We start from the raw sequence: 16,429 nt of genomic DNA, 5'->3' as shown, positions 1-16,429 counted from the left end.
TTGCGCCTGTAAAACTTAAGAGTTAAACGAGAGGATTCACCATGTCTGTAATTAAGATGACCGATCTGGATCTTGCTGGTAAACGCGTACTAATTCGTTCCGATTTAAACGTGCCGGTGAAAGAAGGGAAAGTGACGTCTGATGCACGAATTCGTGCTTCATTGCCGACCATCGAAGCGGCCCTGAAGCAGGGCGCAAAAGTGATGGTAACCTCCCACCTTGGTCGCCCGACCGAAGGTGAATACAACGAAGAGTTCTCACTGCTGCCGGTAGTGAACTACCTGAAAGATAAGCTAGGCGCGGAAAACGTCTCCCTGGCGAAAGAGTACCTCGACGGCGTTGAGCTGGAAGCCGGCAAGCTGGTGGTCCTGGAAAACGTTCGTTTTAACAAGGGCGAAAAGAAAGACGACGAAGCGCTCTCTAAAAAATACGCGGCCCTGTGCGACGTCTACGTGATGGACGCCTTCGGCACCGCGCACCGCGCACAGGCTTCAACGCACGGCGTGGGTAAATTTGCCCCAATCGCCTGTGCTGGCCCGCTGCTGGCGAACGAGCTGGAAGCGCTGGGTAAAGCCCTGAAAACGCCTGCGCGCCCAATGGTGGCAGTGGTTGGCGGTTCAAAAGTCTCCACTAAGTTTGACGTACTGAACTCGCTGGTGAAGATTGCTGACACCGTGATTGTTGGCGGTGGTATTGCTAACACCTTCGTGGCCATCGACAACAACGTCGGTAAATCACTGTACGAGCCAGATTTCGTTGAAGCGGCGAAAAAACTGCGCGATGAGTTCAAGATCCCGGTTCCTACCGACTCTCGCGTCGGCACGGAATTCTCTGAAACTGCACCGTCTACCGTGAAGAAAGTGTCTGAAGTTCAGGACAATGAAGAGATCATGGACTTCGGTGATGAAACCGCAGAAGCAATGGCTAAACTGTTGAAAGAAGCTAAAACTATTCTGTGGAACGGCCCGGTTGGCGTGTTCGAATTCCCTAACTTCCGTAAAGGCACTGAAATCGTTGCTAAAGCGATTGCAGACAGTGACGCATTCTCCATCGCTGGCGGCGGTGATACGCTGGCGGCCATCGACCTGTTTGGTATTGAAGATAAAATCTCCTATATCTCTACCGGTGGCGGTGCATTCCTCGAGTTCGTGGAAGGCAAAACTCTGCCTGCGGTTGCCATGCTGGAAGAGCGTGCGAAGCAGAACTAATTAATCCTCAGTGCGGGGTGTTTGAGGCCCCGCGTGAGATCTGAATCCTTTAATACGACCGAAGAAACAGGACAAGCTAACATGTCTAAAATTTTTGATTTCGTAAAACCAGGCGTTGTCACCGGTGACGACGTTCAGAAGATCTTCAAAGTGGCGAAAGAGAACAAGTTCGCCCTGCCAGCAGTTAACTGCGTGGGTACTGACTCCATCAACGCCGTTCTGGAAACCGCTGCGAAAGTAAAAGCACCGGTCATCATTCAGTTCTCCAACGGTGGCGCTGGCTTCATCGCCGGTAAAGGCCTGAAATCAGATAAGCCACAGGCTGCTGCTATCTTTGGCGCAATCTCTGGCGCACACCACGTGCATCTGATGGCTGAACACTACGGCGTGCCGGTTATCCTGCACACCGACCACTGCGCGAAGAAACTGCTGCCGTGGATCGACGGCCTGCTGGAAGCGGGTGAAGCTCACTTCGCCAAAACCGGTAAGCCACTGTTCTCTTCTCACATGATCGACCTGTCTGAAGAGTCGCTGGAAGAAAACATCGAGATCTGCAGCAAGTATCTGGCGCGCATGGCGAAAATCGACATGACCCTGGAAATTGAACTGGGCTGCACCGGTGGTGAAGAAGATGGCGTGGACAACAGCCACATGGACGCTTCCGCGCTGTACACCCAGCCAGAAGACGTTGATTACGCTTACACCAAGCTGAACGCCATCAGCCCACGTTTCACTATCGCTGCTTCATTCGGTAACGTGCACGGCGTGTACAAGCCAGGCAACGTGAAACTGACCCCGACCATCCTGCGTGATTCTCAGAAATACGTCAGCGAAAAACACGGTCTGCCAGTGAACTCCCTGGACTTCGTATTCCACGGCGGTTCCGGTTCATCTGCGGCTGAAATCGAAGAGTCTATCGGTTACGGCGTGATCAAAATGAACATTGATACCGATACCCAGTGGGCAACCTGGGACGGCATCCTGCAATACTACAAAAAGAACGAAGGTTATCTGCAGGCGCAGCTGGGCAACCCGGAAGGCGCTGATAAGCCGAACAAGAAGTACTACGATCCACGCGTATGGCTGCGTGCTTCCCAGTCTTCAATGATTGTTCGCCTGGAGCAGGCATTTAAAGAACTGAACGCGGTCGACGTACTGTAATTCAGCTTCTGCTCAAAAAAGGCCCTGAGGGGCCTTTTTTTATGCAATCAATTCGGAATGTTCAGGTGATTTCGTGACTTGTTTGGCAAAACTGCAATTTTTTGCATACCCTTAACGGCATCGGCTGCCGCTTGCTGGCAGAGTTTTGAACGCCCTTTTGGGCAATAACGGGATCAGTTTATGGACGATTTAAATGTAGTTGGTGGTATTAACAGTGCCGGGGGCTGGCTGGTGCGCAATCAGGCGCTGCTGCTGAGCTATGCAGTCAATATCGTGGCTGCCCTGGCAATCATCATCGTCGGGATGATCGTCGCACGCATTATCTCCAACGCGATTAACAAAGTGATGCGTGCGCGCCATATCGATGCCACGGTGGCTGACTTCCTATCGGCTCTGGTGCGCTACGGAATCATTGCCTTCACCCTGATTGCCGCGCTGGGCCGCGTGGGTGTGCAGACTGCTTCGGTAATTGCCGTTCTGGGTGCTGCCGGCCTGGCTATCGGCCTTGCACTGCAGGGCTCGCTCTCAAACCTGGCGGCCGGAGTCTTGCTGGTCACCTTCCGTCCGTTCCGCACGGGTGAGTTTATCGATATTGGCGTAATGGGCACTGTGCAGAACGTGCAGATCTTCTCCACTACCCTGAAAACTGCCGACGGCAAAATCGTGGTGGTGCCTAACGGCAAAATTATCGCCGGTAACATCGTTAACTTCTCGCGCGAGCCGGAGCGCCGTAACGAATTCATCATTGGCGTGGCCTACGATGCCGATATTGATCAAGTGCTGACCCTGCTGCGTGAAGTGGTTGATGCGGAGCCACGCGTACTGCAGGAGCGCGGCGTGCAGATCGGCCTGAACGAGCTGGCGGCCTCTTCCGTAAACGTGGTGATCCGCTGCTGGAGCAAAGCGGGCGATCTGCAGAACGTGTACTGGGATCTGATGAAGAACTTCAAGCGCGCGCTGGATGCTAAAGGGATCGGTATTCCTTATCCGCAGATGGACGTGCACCTGCATCAGGTCAAAGCGCCTGAAGCTGAAACGGCAAAAGCGGAGTAATGCTTTCCGGGTCAGCCTGTAACAGGGCTGACCCGTTATTAGATTCTCTTATTAACCATTAATTTTTTCCATTTCCACTAATAATTCCCGCGCTATACACTTGCCGCCATCGTTATCCGGTGAGGGCTTTCCTGTGTTATCTGTTTTCCTTCAAGGTGTTGCCATGGGCGCGGCGCTGATTTTACCGCTCGGTCCGCAAAATGCTTTCGTGATGAACCAGGGTGTGCGACGTCAGTACCATCTGATGACGGCGGCACTCTGCACGCTGAGCGATATCGTGCTGATTTGCGGTGGGATTTTTGGCGGTAGCGCATTGCTCAACCAGTCACCGCTGATGCTTAATCTGGTGACCTGGGGCGGTGTGGCCTTCCTGCTGTGGTATGGCTTTGGTGCCCTGCGCACCGCGTTTAGCGGCGATGTTGATCTCGCGTCGGCTAAAGCGTTAAAGCAGGGTCGCTGGCGCATCGTGGCGACAATGATGGCAGTCACCTGGCTCAATCCGCATGTCTACATTGATACCTTTGTGGTGCTTGGCAGCCTGGGCGGACAGCTGCCTGAAGAAGCGCGCCGCTGGTTTGCGCTCGGCTCCGCCAGTGCCTCGGTGGTGTGGTTCTTCGGTCTTGCCCTGCTGGCCTCCTGGCTGTCGCCGTTGCTCAACACCAGCCGAGCCCAGCGCATCATCAACCTGCTGGTCGGGCTGGTTATGTGGGCCATCGCCCTCAAACTGGCACTGCAGGCACTCTCTTTGCTCTGACGGGAACTTCACTCCAGGAATTGATGTCATAGCGTGAGCTGTTATCACGCACTAAAATATGCTGAACCGTTGCTCTGAGACGGAACAATTCGCTGCCGCAGCGCTTTTCTGCGGCAGCTGCTCATACGAAGCCGATGAAATACCCCATGGAGGAAGCAGTGAAGCTGACTAAACTGGCCCTGGCCGCAATGATTGGATTGGGAACGCTGCCATTAGCTGCGCAGGCAGACGAGTTACCTAATGGCCCGCACGTGGTGACGTCCGGGCAGTCCAGCGTCGATGCCACCCCGGATATCGCCACGCTGGCTATCGAAGTGAATGTTTCCGCGAAGGATGCGGGCGAAGCGAAGAAACAGGCGGACAGCCGCGTCCAGCAGTATTTCGACTTCCTCGATAAGAACGGTATTGAGAAGAAAGATATCAACGCCGCCAACCTGCGGACCCAACCTGAATATGACTACACCAAAGATGGCAAATCGGTGCTGAAAGGCTACCGTGCGGTGCGCCAGGTGCAGGTAACGCTGCGCAAGCTCGATAAGCTTAACGATCTGCTGGATGGCGCGCTGAAGACGGGCCTGAATGAGATCCGTTCAGTGGAGCTGGGCGTGGCCAATCCTGAAGAGTATAAAGCGAAAGCGCGTAAAGCCGCGATCGAGGATGCCACCAGGCAGGCAGGGGAACTGGCGCAGGGCTTTAACACCAAGCTTGGCCCGGTTTACAGCATCCGTTATCACGTGGCGAACTATCAACCCATGCCGATGGCGCGCATGTATAAAACCGCAGATGCCGCCCCGATGACGTCTGCCGCGCAGACTTACGAGCAGCAGAGCATTCACTTCGACGACCAGGTTGATGTGGTGTTTGAACTGCAGCGCAATAACCCGTAATTCCCCGTTCGGAATTTCTGTAGGGTCGACCTTCTTTTCCGGTCGACCCGCAGCACCGGTTGCTACGTATCCTGGCGCAGTACGCGATGGCCGTGCGCCAGCAGCGCATCGGTCACTTTACGCATCAGCCGGCTTTCCGGCGCGAAGCGATGCCAGTAGAGCATGCGGCGCTGCAACAGCCCCGGGGTCAAATCAATCAGTTCACCTTCCGCCAGTTCACGCTCAATTTGCAGGTGTGGGATCATACAGCAGGTCGTTCCCTGACGCGCCAGCTGCACAAAGGCTTCCGACGAGTTAACGATATGGCACGGTACGCTGCCCGGCGACAGGTCAAAGTTCTGCTGTAAAAATGCCTGATGCATATCGTCCAGATGGTCGAAGGCGACCGCCGGGGCTTTCAGCAGCGCGGAGCGCGTGACGCCATTTGGGAAGTAGCGGGCGGCAAACTCTTTTGAGCCGACGAACAGGTAGTCCAGCGCGCCCAGCTGATCGACCAGACAGCTCGGTAACGGCTGCGGCTGAATACTGATTGCGCCGACCACTTCACCGCGACGCAGGCGTTCCTGCGTGCGCGTCTCATCTTCCACCTGAATGTTCAAACGCACCGGCGAATCCGTCAGTACGGTTTTCAGCGCCGGTAACAGCCAGGTTGCCAGGCTGTCGGCGTTGACCGCCAGCGACAGCAGCAGGGGAGTGGTGCCGCCGTTATCATCGCCCAGCCACTCCTCTTCCAGCAGCTCGACCTGGTGCAGCAGCGCCAGCAGTTTTTGCCCCTGTTCTGTCGGACGCGGTGGTACGGTGCGCACCAGCAGCGGCTGTCCGAACATATTCTCCAGCTGCTTAATGCGCTGGGAAACCGCAGACTGGGTAATACAGAGCTTTTGTGCTGCACGTTCAAAGCCGCGCTCGCGAATCACTGCATCCAGCGCCTGAAGCGTTCGATAATCCGGGCGTTTCATCAGTCGTTCTACTCTCTTTCAGGTGTGGAAGTTGCACTATGCCATATTTTACGCATTTTGCGCCGTGCTAACCTCACTTTATGAATCAACCACTTTGTGGGCTGTGTTCCAATCCTGCCAATCAAATGCCGCGCATAGCGGTTTTTTTTTGCAGCCTTGCTTTATACTACGCGCACACAATGCAGCACAGGTTTTAAACATACCATGACGCAGGATGAACTGAAAAAAGCCGTTGGCTGGGCAGCGCTTGATTACGTCACGCCGGGCACGATTGTTGGTGTGGGCACTGGCTCGACCGCCGCACACTTTATTGATGCGCTGGCCTCGATTAAGCATCAGATCGAAGGGGCTGTTTCCAGCTCTGAAGCTTCCACCGCGAAGCTGAAAGAGTACGGCATTCCCGTTTTTGACCTTAACGAAGTCGACCAGCTGGCGGTGTATGTTGACGGTGCCGATGAGATCAACCGCCAGATGGAGATGATAAAAGGCGGCGGCGCGGCGCTGACGCGCGAGAAGATTATCGCTGCGGTGGCCGATCGCTTCATCTGCATTGCGGATGCCTCCAAACAGGTTGATGTGCTGGGCAATTTTCCGCTGCCGGTTGAGGTGATCCCAATGGCGCGTGCCTATGTGGCGCGGGAACTGGTTAAGCTCGGCGGGCTGCCGGAGTATCGTCAGAACGTGGTGACCGATAACGGCAACATTATTCTCGACGTGCATAATCTTAAGATTATGGAACCGATTAAGCTGGAAGCCGCGATCAATGCGCTGCCAGGCGTGGTCACCGTAGGGCTGTTTGCCGCGCGCTGTGCTGACGTGGCGCTGATTGGTACGCCGGATGGCGTGAAGACCATCAAAAAATGATCTGTCCGGCGCCCACGCGGCGCCAGATATTTTTTGCCAAAAAACATCTTTTCTTTTGCAGGCTAAATTTGGTGACTTATGTCACATTGTGCCTGCCTGCCGCACTATCCTCCTGGTCGTGCGCATTGCACCATGATTTTCTATCGCTTTGTTCTGGCTCAGAGCATCGCCGTGCTGAGCGTCAGGCAATCGTTTGTATTGCCGCAGGCGTAAATTTTGTTATTTTGACAGAAGGCTGGCTTATATCAGCCATCATTGAAGTCTGCTAAATAGGGTCGGGAAATGGCAAAAGTATCACTGGAGAAAGACAAGATTAAATTCCTGCTGGTGGAAGGCGTGCATCAAAGCGCCATCGATAACCTGCGCTCTGCTGGTTACACCAACATTGAATTTCATAAAGGCGCACTGGACAGCGAAGCGCTGAAAGAGTCCATCCGCGATGCACACTTCATCGGGATTCGCTCGCGCACCAACCTCACCGAAGAGATCTTCGCGGCGGCGGAAAAGCTGGTTGCCGTCGGTTGCTTCTGCATCGGGACCAACCAGGTTGATCTGCATGCCGCTGCTATCCGCGGTATTCCGGTGTTTAACGCACCTTTCTCCAACACCCGATCCGTAGCTGAACTGGTTATCGGCGAACTGCTGCTGATGCTGCGCGGCGTGCCTGCGGCTAATGCCAAAGCGCACCGTGGCGTCTGGCACAAGCTGGCGGTAGGTTCGTTTGAAGCGCGCGGTAAAAAACTCGGTATCATTGGCTATGGCCATATCGGTATGCAGCTGGGCGTGCTGGCGGAAAGCCTTGGTATGCACGTCTTCTTCTACGATATCGAAAGCAAACTGCCACTGGGCAATGCGACCCAGGTGCAGCATCTCTCCGACCTGCTGAATATGAGCGACGTGGTAAGCCTGCACGTGCCGGAAACGCCGTCGACGCAGAATATGATGGGAGCGGAAGAGCTGGCGCTGATGAAGCCAGGTGCGCTGCTGATTAACGCTTCACGCGGCACCGTGGTCGATATCCCTGCGCTGTGCGAAGTGCTGGCGAGCAAGCATCTGGCCGGCGCGGCGATTGACGTGTTCCCGGAAGAGCCAGCGACCAACAGCGATCCCTTCCTGTCACCGCTGTGCGAGTTTGATAACGTGATCCTGACCCCACACATTGGGGGTTCAACTCAGGAAGCGCAGGAAAATATCGGTATTGAAGTGGCGGGCAAACTGGCGAAATACTCTGATAACGGCTCAACGCTGTCAGCGGTTAACTTCCCGGAAGCCTCGCTGCCAATGCACGGTGCTAATGCCAGCCGTCTGATGCACATTCATGAAAACCGTCCAGGCGTGCTGACGGCTATCAACCTGATTTTCGCCGATCAGGGCATCAACATCTCAGCCCAGTATCTGCAGACCACACCGCAGATGGGTTATGTGGTCATTGATGTTGATGCGTCGCAGGATGAAGCCGACAAAGCGCTGCAGCTGATGAAAGCGATACCGGGTACCATTCGCGCCCGTCTGCTTTACTAAATGCTATAGGGGCCGATCTTCTTTTCGATCGGCCCCGGGCGGTGTTTGACACCGCCGCAATCAATCACCACTGCCAGATCTTCGACGGCGTAATCAGCGCCGGTAACGGGATATCCCACTTCGCCACTGGCAGCTTCTCGACCTGCTGACAGTCATGCGCCAGCCCCACGGGCAGAAAGCCATGCTGCTGCCAGTTCTGCAAGGTGCGGTCGTAAAATCCGCCACCCATTCCCAGACGTTGCCCTTCGGCATCAAACGCCACCAGCGGCACTATCAGTACATCCAGCTCGCTTAACGGCAGCAGACGACGGATATCCAGCGGCGGCTCCGGGATGCGCAGGCGGTTAATCTTCAACTCGGTATGCTCGTCATAGCGCAGGAAAAGCAGCTGGCCCGCAGAAAACGGATGCAACACGGGCAGATAGACCTGCTGTTTGCGCTGCCAGAGCTTGGCGATTAACGGACGGGTATTGAGTTCACCATCTACCGACAGAAACAGCGCAATGTTTTTTGCCTGCTGCAGCGGGGCAAAATTGAGCGCGTGTTCGGCGACCTGCACGGCGGCAAGCTGCTGCTGCTCATCACTGAGTTCGCGCCGCAGGTGGCGGACGTGGGTGCGGATATCCTGACGGTCGAGAAGATTGAGGCTCATTTTCTGGCAACTCCATATGCGGATGGTGTTTTCAGATTGCCGGGTAAGGCTGGGAGTGTAAATGCCAGAAAGAAGGGGAGATCTTAAAAAATGGGGATCTCCGAGATGCCGCCGCAGGCTGTAACCCTTGAACCCATGGTTCAAGGTGAGTATGCCGTCGTAACCATCAGGCTTCTCGGACGGACCGAGCTTGCGCACAGGTTACAGAGCGTCACACTCTGTTTGGTATTAATTATCGGCTCAGGGGACGGGCCCGCTTGCAAACATCTCAGAGAATTTTTTACTTCACCGTCACTCTATCATAGCTAACGTTGAAGTGTTATTCGAACTTAGAACCAGTACGTTCAGTTATGCGACCCTGCTCAAGCAATGCCTGTTCAATGGTCTGCTGCAGCATGCGAATACGCTGCTCCATGTTGGACGCATAGTCACGAGTTTTGACTTTTTCCTGCGCCAGTTCATGGCAAATATTGAGTGCGGCGATGAAAACCAGCTGCTCAGTATTTGTGACTCTAGTGCGAACTTTTAAGTCTTGCAACCGTTGATTGAGGTCCTCGGCGGCCAGGTTCAGCGCATCTTGCTGTTCCGGCGGACAATTTACTCGTAATGAACGGCCAAAAATTTGAATATCTACCGGTTGTGCAGACATGCCACCTTCCTGACTGATTACTGCGCCCGCAATCACCCTTACCACTCAATGGCTTGGGAGGGGCGCCACTATAACTACCCCTAATAGAAGAAACAACCCCTTTCTGGAATCGTTGAGGCACCTGGTGGTAGCATATCACGAACTAAACTCGCCAACGACGGCCAAAACGTATGTCACTAACTAACACAATGCCGGGCTATGACCAGCTGGCCTCAGTACTGACGCAGCAGGGAGTCGGAATGACCCCTGCCGAAATGCACGGCCTGATCAGCGGATTGATCTGTGGCGGCAACCAGGACAGCAGCTGGCAATCGCTGGTCCACGACCTGACTAACGAGGGCATGGCGTTTTCACAGACGCTGTCGCTGCCTTTGCAGCAGCTGCACGAAGCGACGGGCAACTCGCTGGAAGATGAAGGCTTCCTGTTCCAGCTTTACCTGCCTGAGGACGATGATATCACTGTGTTTGACCGCGCCGATGCGCTGGCGGGCTGGGTGAATCACTTCCTGCTCGGCCTTGGCGTCACGCAGCCGAAGCTCGACAAAGTGAAAGGGGAGACGGGAGAAGCCATCGACGATCTGCGTACCATTGCCCAGCTGGGCTATGACGAAGACGAAGATGAAGAAGAGCTGGAGCAGTCGCTGGAAGAGGTGATCGAATACGTGCGCGTAGCGGCCCTGCTGTGCCACGACACCTTCACCCGTGCAGTGCCTACCAATGTGGTAATGAAAAAGCCAACGCTGCACTAAACTGTCGCTACTCAGCGGTTTAATGGAACAGCATTCAGGAGATCGTATGACCCAGCAAGAGTTTTTGCGCCGCCGCCAGGCGCTGTTAGCAAAAATGGCCCCGGCCAGTGCGGCATTGATTTTTGCCGCCCCGGAAGCAACTCGCAGCAACGACAGTGAGTATCCCTACCGGCAGAACAGCGATTTCTGGTACTTCACCGGGTTTAATGAACCGGAAGCGGTGCTGGTGCTGATCAAAAGCGATGAGAATCATAATCACAGCGTGCTGTTTAACCGCGTGCGCGATCTTACGGCTGAAATCTGGTTTGGCCGCCGTTTGGGGCAGGATGCTGCGCCTGCGGTTCTGGCGGTGGATCGTGCGCTGCCGTGGGACGATATCGGCGAGCAGCTGCACCAGCTCCTTAACGGGCTGGACGTGGTGTACCACGCGCAGGGCCAGTACGCCGGGGCCGACAGCATCGTGTTCAGCGCGCTGGATACCCTGCGCCGTGGCTCGCGCCAGAATCTCTCCGCTCCGGCCACGCTGACCGACTGGCGCCCGTGGGTGCATGAGATGCGCCTGATTAAGTCCGCGGAAGAGCAGGCGGTGCTGCGTGAAGCGGGCCGCATTAGCGCGCTGGCTCATACCCGCGCCATGCAGAAATCGCGTCCGGGAATGTATGAATATCAGCTGGAGGGGGAGATTCATCATGAATTCAACCGCCACGGCGCCCGCTACCCCTCTTACAACACCATCGTTGGTGCCGGGGAGAACGGCTGCATTCTGCACTACACCGAAAACGAGAGCCAGATGCACGACGGCCAGCTGGTGCTGATCGACGCGGGCTGCGAGCTCAAAGGCTATGCCGGCGATATCACCCGCACTTTCCCGGTTGGCGGCAAATTCAGCGCACCGCAGCGCGCCATTTACGATATTGTGCTGGCCTCGCTGAATAAGGCGCTGGAACTGTATCGCCCCGGCACCAGCATCCGTGAAGTGACGGCGGAAGTGGTGAAGATTATGGTGAGCGGCCTGGTGGAGCTGGGCGTGATGCAGGGCGATGTCGATACCCTGATCGCAGAAAATGCCCATCGCCAGTTCTTTATGCATGGTCTGAGCCACTGGCTGGGTCTGGATGTGCACGATGTCGGTCACTACGGCGTGGACCGCGACCGCATTCTTGAAGCGGGCATGGTGTTGACCATTGAACCGGGGCTGTATATCGCCCCGGACGCGGACGTACCCGTTGAGTATCGCGGTATTGGTATCCGAATTGAAGATGACATTATTATCACCGCAGATGGCAATGAAAACCTGACCGACACGGTGGTGAAAGATGCGGATGAGATTGAAGCACTAATGGCGGCAGCGAAGCGTTCATGAGCATAATTATCGCAGGCGGCGGGATGACGGGGGCCACGCTGGCGTTAGCCATTTCCCATCTGACTCAGGGAAAGCTGGCGGTCACCCTGGTGGAAGCCTCAGAACCTGCCAGCCGGGCGCATCCTGGCTACGACGGGCGTGCTATTGCTCTGGCGGAAGGTACCTGTCAGCAGCTTGCCGCGATTGATCTGTGGCCGCTGCTGGCCTCCTGCGCCACGGCTATTACCGACGTTCACGTCAGCGATCGCGGCCACGCCAGCTTTGTTTCACTCAGCGCGGCCGACTACGGCGTTTCTGCACTGGGTCAGGTGGTTGAGCTGCACGAGGTCGGGCAGCGGCTGTTCAACCGCCTGAAGCAGGCGCCAGGGGTCACGCTGCGCTGCCCGGATAAAGTGTCGCAGGTGACGCGTACCCAGAATAGCGTCAGCGTCACGCTCGCCAGTGGGGAAACGCTCGGCGGCGAACTGCTGGTGGCCGCTGATGGTTCGCACTCGCAGGTAGCAACCGCCTGTGGCATGAGCTGGCAGCGGGCGGATTATCAACAGGTCGCGGTGATTGCCAATGTCTCAACTCAGCTGCCGCATCAGGGGCGGGCGTTCGAGCGCTTTACCGAACATGGCCCGCTGGCGCTGTTGCCGATGTCAGACGGGCGCAGTTCGCTGGTGTGGTGCCATCCGCTCGCGCAAAAATCCGCTGTGGACGGCTGGGACGACGGGCGTTTTATTGCGGAGTTGCAGCGTGCATTCGGCTGGCGGCTGGGGCGCATCACTCATGTCGGCCAGCGCCACAGCTATCCACTGCAGCTGCAAACCGCTGCACAGCATGTTGGCCATCGTCTTGCGCTGGTCGGCAATGCGGCACAGACTCTGCACCCCATCGCCGGGCAGGGCTTTAATCTCGGTATTCGTGACGTGATGTCGCTGGCGGAAACGCTGGCGGCGGCATGGCGCGCCGGGCAGGGCGTGGGCGCATTCGCCACCCTGCAACACTATCAGCAGCGCCGTCAGCCGGACGCGCAGGCCACCATCGGCATTACCGATGGGCTGGTCAGACTGTTTGCAAACCGCTATACGCCGCTGGTTATTGGGCGCAATCTGGGACTGCTGGCGATGGATCATCTGCCGCTGTTACGTAATTTGCTGGCCGAGCGCACGTTGGGCTGGGTTAAGCGTTGAGGAGAAAGCAGTAATGCAAACCTATGATGTGATCATCGCCGGTGGCGGTATGGTCGGGCTGGCCGTGGCCTGTGGCTTACAGGGCAGCGGGCTACGCGTGGCCGTGCTGGAGCGCGAAGTGCCGACGGCAGTTGAGGCCGATGCGGCCCCTGGGCTGCGCGTCTCGGCGATCAACGCCGCCAGCGAACGCCTGCTGCAGCATCTTGGCGTCTGGAGCACCATCCTCGCCGCTCGCGCCAGCGCCTACCATGGCATGGAAGTCTGGGACCGCGACAGCTTCGGCCATATCGCGTTTGACGATGAGCAGCAGGGGCTGGCGCACCTCGGGCATATTATCGAAAACCGGGTGATCCACCAGGCGTTATGGCAGCGTGCGGAGAGCCTCAGTGATATCACCTTGATTGCCCCGGCGCAGTTACAGCAGGTCGCCTTTGGTGACAACGAAGCGTTCGTTACCCTGCAGGATGGCAGCATGATGACCGCTCGTCTGCTGGTCGCGGCGGATGGCGCCAACTCCTGGCTGCGTAATAAAGCCGATATCCCGCTAACTTTCTGGGACTATCAGCACCATGCGCTGGTTGCTAATATCCGCACCGAGAAGCCGCATGACGCGGTGGCGCGTCAGGTGTTTCACGGCGACGGCATTCTGGCCTTTCTGCCACTCAGCGACCCGCATCTGAGCTCAATTGTCTGGTCATTATCACCCCAGGAAGCATTGCGCCTGAAAGAGATGCCTGCTGCGGTGTTCAACCAGCAGCTGTCGGTCGCGTTCGACCTGCGTCTTGGCCTGTGTGAAGTGGAGAGCGAGCGTCAATCCTTCCCGCTGATGGGGCGCTACGCGCGCAACTTCGCGGCTCACCGTCTGGCGCTGGTAGGCGATGCGGCCCACACCATTCATCCCCTGGCCGGACAGGGGGTTAACCTTGGCTTTATGGATGCCGCTGAGCTGATTGGCCAGGTCAAGCGCCTGCAGCAGCAGGGCAAAGACATTGGCCAGCATCTTTATCTGCGGCGCTACGAGCGCAGCCGCAAGCATAGCGCGGCGGTGATGCTCGCCAGCATGCAGGGTTTCCGCGAGCTGTTTGACGGGAATAATCCGGCGAAGAAACTGCTGCGCGATGTTGGCCTGGCGCTGGCGGACACGCTTCCCGGCGTCAAGCCACGCCTGCTCAAGCAGGCAATGGGGCTGCACGATCTGCCTGACTGGCTGAGCTGAAATCAGTAAAAAATCGGGGCTGCGGCCCTGATTCACCGCAATAGCACATATTCACCAACGGGCTGATAGCTAAAGATGCAAGGATTGCGCTCGCGTACTGGTTAAAATTTGTTCGGAAAAGTTCAGGCAAAGCAAGGATGGCTTAATGAGTGAGAATGTACATCAATGGCGCAGTTATCGTGTTTCGCAAACAGGGGGTAATGGAGGTGGAATGGACAATTTGACCAGACGCGTCGAACATCTGGAACAGGATAGCCATCAGATAAAAATCGATCTGGGCATACTCACTGCGCGCTCTGAAAGCTTTGCGACCAAAGCTGATGTTGAGAGTGTCCGCGCCGAGGTGCATGGTGTCCGCGCTGAGGTGCAAGGTGTCCGCGCTGAGGGGCAAAGTATCCGCGCCGAGGTGCAAAGTGTCCGCGCCGAGGTGCAAAGTGTTCGCGCAGAGTTGATACAAGAGTTAGCCGCTTTAGAGGTAAGAACGAATAACAGGTTTGATGCGCTCAACGCTAAAATCACCTGGACACTTTTAGTCCCGGCAATCCTGGCTGTTCTTGCCTGGTTCGTGAAGGAAGCCGTTCTGAAAGGCTGACTGATGTTTTAACATATCACCCCTCTTCTCGTCTGATATAGGCATCTGTGTATCGGGATGCCGATTATTAGCGTAACTGAGTAATCTTCTTACCTTCCTCCTCCCTCTTTGTCCCTGTTTGCACTTTTGGTGCAATGGATGCCCCTTTTTTGCACATCGTTTGAATTATTCTAATTTCACCCCCGTGCTCGCATTACTTTTAATAATGCATAGGCCTTTTTCCTAGAGTGGTTTTTTTCCCCGTGCGTGCTTAATCCTGGCCATTAAACTGAATGAGTGGCGGTTAATTACTGAATTCGTGCGTTATAACGCATTTTTTTGGTGAAAAACACTGGAAACTCAGCCTGGCCATTTCTGGCACGGCAACAGATTCGACCCCGTTTTACTTATGGTTAATTGGCGTGTTCGGTGGTAAGTTCAGAGCTAAGGTAACGTTTGCGTCGGTCCCGCAAAGGCGGTGAGAGGCGCTGGTCAGCAACCGGATATCAGATACAGGAATGATATGACTCAGCAAACCGAGATTCAGCAAACTCCCCTTTTCGAACAGCATCAGGCGTGTGGCGCCCGCATGGTGGATTTTCATGGCTGGATGATGCCGCTGCATTACGGCTCGCAAATGGATGAACATCATGCAGTGCGCACGGACGCCGGGATGTTTGACGTTTCTCATATGACGATTGTCGACCTGCACGGCGCACGCACGCGCGAATTTCTGCGTTATCTGTTGGCCAATGACGTTGCCAAACTGACGCTGCCGGGCAAAGCCCTATACAGCGCGATGCTCAACGCCTCTGCCGGGGTGATTGACGATCTGATTGTTTACTTTATTAGCGAAGAGTTCTTCCGCCTGGTGGTCAACTCCGCCACGCGTGAGAAAGATCTGGCGTGGATCGGTCAGCATGCCGCTGACTACGGCGTTGAATTGACCGAGCGTGACGATTTGGCACTGGTGGCCGTGCAGGGTCCAAATGCCCAGCAGAAAGCCCAGACGCTGCTTGATGACGCGCAGCGCGCCGCCGTCAGCGGAATGAAGCCGTTCTTTGGCATGCAGGCTGGTGACTATTTCATCGCCACCACCGGTTATACCGGTGAATCCGGCTACGAGATTGCCCTGCCAAACGAGCAGGTTGCCGATTTCTGGCAGAAATTGCTGGCAGCGGGTGTCAAGCCTGCCGGCCTTGGCGCGCGCGATACGCTGCGTCTGGAAGCCGGCATGAACCTGTACGGTCAGGAGATGGATGAAGGCGTTTCTCCGCTGGCCGCCAATATGGGCTGGACCATTGCATGGGATCCAGCCGATCGCCAGTTCATTGGCCGTGAAGCGCTGGAACAGCAGCGCGAAAAGGGTACCGACCAGCTGGTGGGCCTGATCATGACCGAAAAAGGCGTATTGCGTAATGAACTGCCGGTGCGCTTCAGCGATGCCGATGGCAATCAGCATGAAGGTATTATCACCAGTGGTTCATTTTCCCCAACGCTGGGATGCAGTATTGCCCTTGCGCGCGTGCCTGCCGGAATTGGCGAGCAGGCGATTGTGCAGATCCGCAACCGCGAAATGCCGGTGCAGGTGACTAAACCGATTTTTGTCCGCGCCGGTAAGCCGGTGACGAAATAATTTTTGCCTTT

Annotated in this window: 16 protein-coding genes and 1 other RNA gene; 13 read left to right on the top strand and 4 right to left on the bottom strand. The window is 56.0% G+C overall.

Annotation, left to right across the window (positions count from 1 at the left end; all coding sequences use genetic code 11):
- Positions 1 to 41 precede the first annotated feature (41 nt).
- From pgk to QLG07_RS19800, 5 genes are all read left to right on the top strand, one after another.
- Positions 42 to 1,208 carry a phosphoglycerate kinase gene (gene pgk / locus QLG07_RS19820; protein ID WP_099753472.1) on the top strand — a complete coding sequence of 389 codons (1,167 nt, stop codon included), beginning with the start codon at positions 42 to 44 and terminating at the stop codon, positions 1,206 to 1,208.
- An 81-nt stretch (positions 1,209 to 1,289) separates the two neighbouring features.
- Complete coding sequence (gene fbaA, locus QLG07_RS19815; protein WP_048917233.1) at positions 1,290 to 2,369, top strand: class II fructose-bisphosphate aldolase; 1,080 nt, start codon at positions 1,290 to 1,292, stop codon at positions 2,367 to 2,369.
- Positions 2,370 to 2,549: 180 nt separating this feature from the next.
- The gene (mscS, locus tag QLG07_RS19810; RefSeq protein ID WP_133622817.1) at positions 2,550 to 3,422 is read left to right on the top strand and encodes a small-conductance mechanosensitive channel MscS; all 873 of its coding nucleotides are present in this window, start codon (positions 2,550 to 2,552) and stop codon (positions 3,420 to 3,422) included.
- A 133-nt stretch (positions 3,423 to 3,555) separates the two neighbouring features.
- On the top strand, positions 3,556 to 4,176 hold the full coding sequence (argO, locus tag QLG07_RS19805) for an arginine exporter ArgO (RefSeq protein WP_048917231.1): 621 nt from the start codon (positions 3,556 to 3,558) through the stop codon (positions 4,174 to 4,176).
- Positions 4,177 to 4,310: 134 nt separating this feature from the next.
- Entirely contained in the window at positions 4,311 to 5,063 is a 753-nt protein-coding gene (locus QLG07_RS19800) for an oxidative stress defense protein (RefSeq protein WP_062818406.1), read from the top strand.
- A 62-nt stretch (positions 5,064 to 5,125) separates the two neighbouring features.
- Here the strand turns inward: QLG07_RS19800 and QLG07_RS19795 are convergent, their stop codons facing one another.
- Positions 5,126 to 6,022: a LysR family transcriptional regulator ArgP gene (locus QLG07_RS19795; protein ID WP_048917230.1), complete on the bottom strand. Its 897-nt coding sequence runs from the start codon at positions 6,020 to 6,022 to the stop codon at positions 5,126 to 5,128.
- 204 nt (positions 6,023 to 6,226) lie between these two features.
- Between QLG07_RS19795 and rpiA the strand changes: the two genes are divergently transcribed.
- Positions 6,227 to 6,886: a ribose-5-phosphate isomerase RpiA gene (gene rpiA, locus QLG07_RS19790; protein WP_048917229.1), complete on the top strand. Its 660-nt coding sequence runs from the start codon at positions 6,227 to 6,229 to the stop codon at positions 6,884 to 6,886.
- Between the two features lie 282 nt (positions 6,887 to 7,168).
- Positions 7,169 to 8,407: a phosphoglycerate dehydrogenase gene (serA, locus tag QLG07_RS19785; RefSeq protein WP_048917228.1), complete on the top strand. Its 1,239-nt coding sequence runs from the start codon at positions 7,169 to 7,171 to the stop codon at positions 8,405 to 8,407.
- A 64-nt stretch (positions 8,408 to 8,471) separates the two neighbouring features.
- Here the strand turns inward: serA and QLG07_RS19780 are convergent, their stop codons facing one another.
- The 3 genes from QLG07_RS19780 to zapA all read right to left on the bottom strand — a co-directional run bounded on the left by QLG07_RS19780 (position 8,472) and on the right by zapA (position 9,708).
- Positions 8,472 to 9,059, bottom strand: coding sequence for a 5-formyltetrahydrofolate cyclo-ligase (locus QLG07_RS19780; RefSeq protein WP_282470009.1), 588 nt, complete (start codon positions 9,057 to 9,059; stop codon positions 8,472 to 8,474).
- Positions 9,060 to 9,152: 93 nt separating this feature from the next.
- Positions 9,153 to 9,337, bottom strand: a non-coding RNA gene (gene ssrS / locus QLG07_RS19775) — 6S RNA.
- Positions 9,338 to 9,378: 41 nt separating this feature from the next.
- Positions 9,379 to 9,708 carry a cell division protein ZapA gene (zapA, locus tag QLG07_RS19770; protein ID WP_048917238.1) on the bottom strand — a complete coding sequence of 110 codons (330 nt, stop codon included), beginning with the start codon at positions 9,706 to 9,708 and terminating at the stop codon, positions 9,379 to 9,381.
- Between the two features lie 170 nt (positions 9,709 to 9,878).
- Here zapA and QLG07_RS19765 point away from each other — a divergent pair, with 170 nt between their 5' ends.
- The 6 genes from QLG07_RS19765 (at position 9,879) to gcvT (ending at position 16,418) form a co-directional block, all read left to right on the top strand.
- Complete coding sequence (locus QLG07_RS19765) at positions 9,879 to 10,457, top strand: YecA family protein (RefSeq protein ID WP_282470008.1); 579 nt, start codon at positions 9,879 to 9,881, stop codon at positions 10,455 to 10,457.
- A 46-nt stretch (positions 10,458 to 10,503) separates the two neighbouring features.
- On the top strand, positions 10,504 to 11,820 hold the full coding sequence (gene pepP, locus QLG07_RS19760; RefSeq protein WP_282470007.1) for a Xaa-Pro aminopeptidase: 1,317 nt from the start codon (positions 10,504 to 10,506) through the stop codon (positions 11,818 to 11,820).
- Positions 11,817 to 12,995, top strand: a complete 1,179-nt coding sequence (ubiH, locus tag QLG07_RS19755) for a 2-octaprenyl-6-methoxyphenyl hydroxylase (RefSeq protein WP_282470006.1) — start codon at positions 11,817 to 11,819, stop codon at positions 12,993 to 12,995. The genes pepP and ubiH overlap by 4 nt, the downstream gene beginning before the upstream one ends.
- 13 nt (positions 12,996 to 13,008) lie before the next feature.
- On the top strand, positions 13,009 to 14,211 hold the full coding sequence (gene ubiI / locus QLG07_RS19750; protein WP_048917223.1) for an FAD-dependent 2-octaprenylphenol hydroxylase: 1,203 nt from the start codon (positions 13,009 to 13,011) through the stop codon (positions 14,209 to 14,211).
- Positions 14,212 to 14,356: 145 nt separating this feature from the next.
- Positions 14,357 to 14,803 (top strand): hypothetical protein, encoded by a 447-nt coding sequence (locus QLG07_RS19745; RefSeq protein ID WP_282470005.1) that lies wholly within the window; start codon positions 14,357 to 14,359, stop codon positions 14,801 to 14,803.
- A gap of 502 nt (positions 14,804 to 15,305) precedes the next feature.
- Entirely contained in the window at positions 15,306 to 16,418 is a 1,113-nt protein-coding gene (gene gcvT, locus QLG07_RS19740; RefSeq protein ID WP_282470004.1) for a glycine cleavage system aminomethyltransferase GcvT, read from the top strand.
- Positions 16,419 to 16,429 lie beyond the last annotated feature (11 nt).

Origin of the sequence: Erwinia sp. V90_4 (assembly GCF_029967685.1) — a bacterium.
Classification (GTDB): domain Bacteria; phylum Pseudomonadota; class Gammaproteobacteria; order Enterobacterales; family Enterobacteriaceae; genus Erwinia; species Erwinia aphidicola.
The sequence above is the reverse complement of the archived record's forward strand: the minus strand, read 5'-3'. Positions and strand labels throughout refer to the sequence as shown.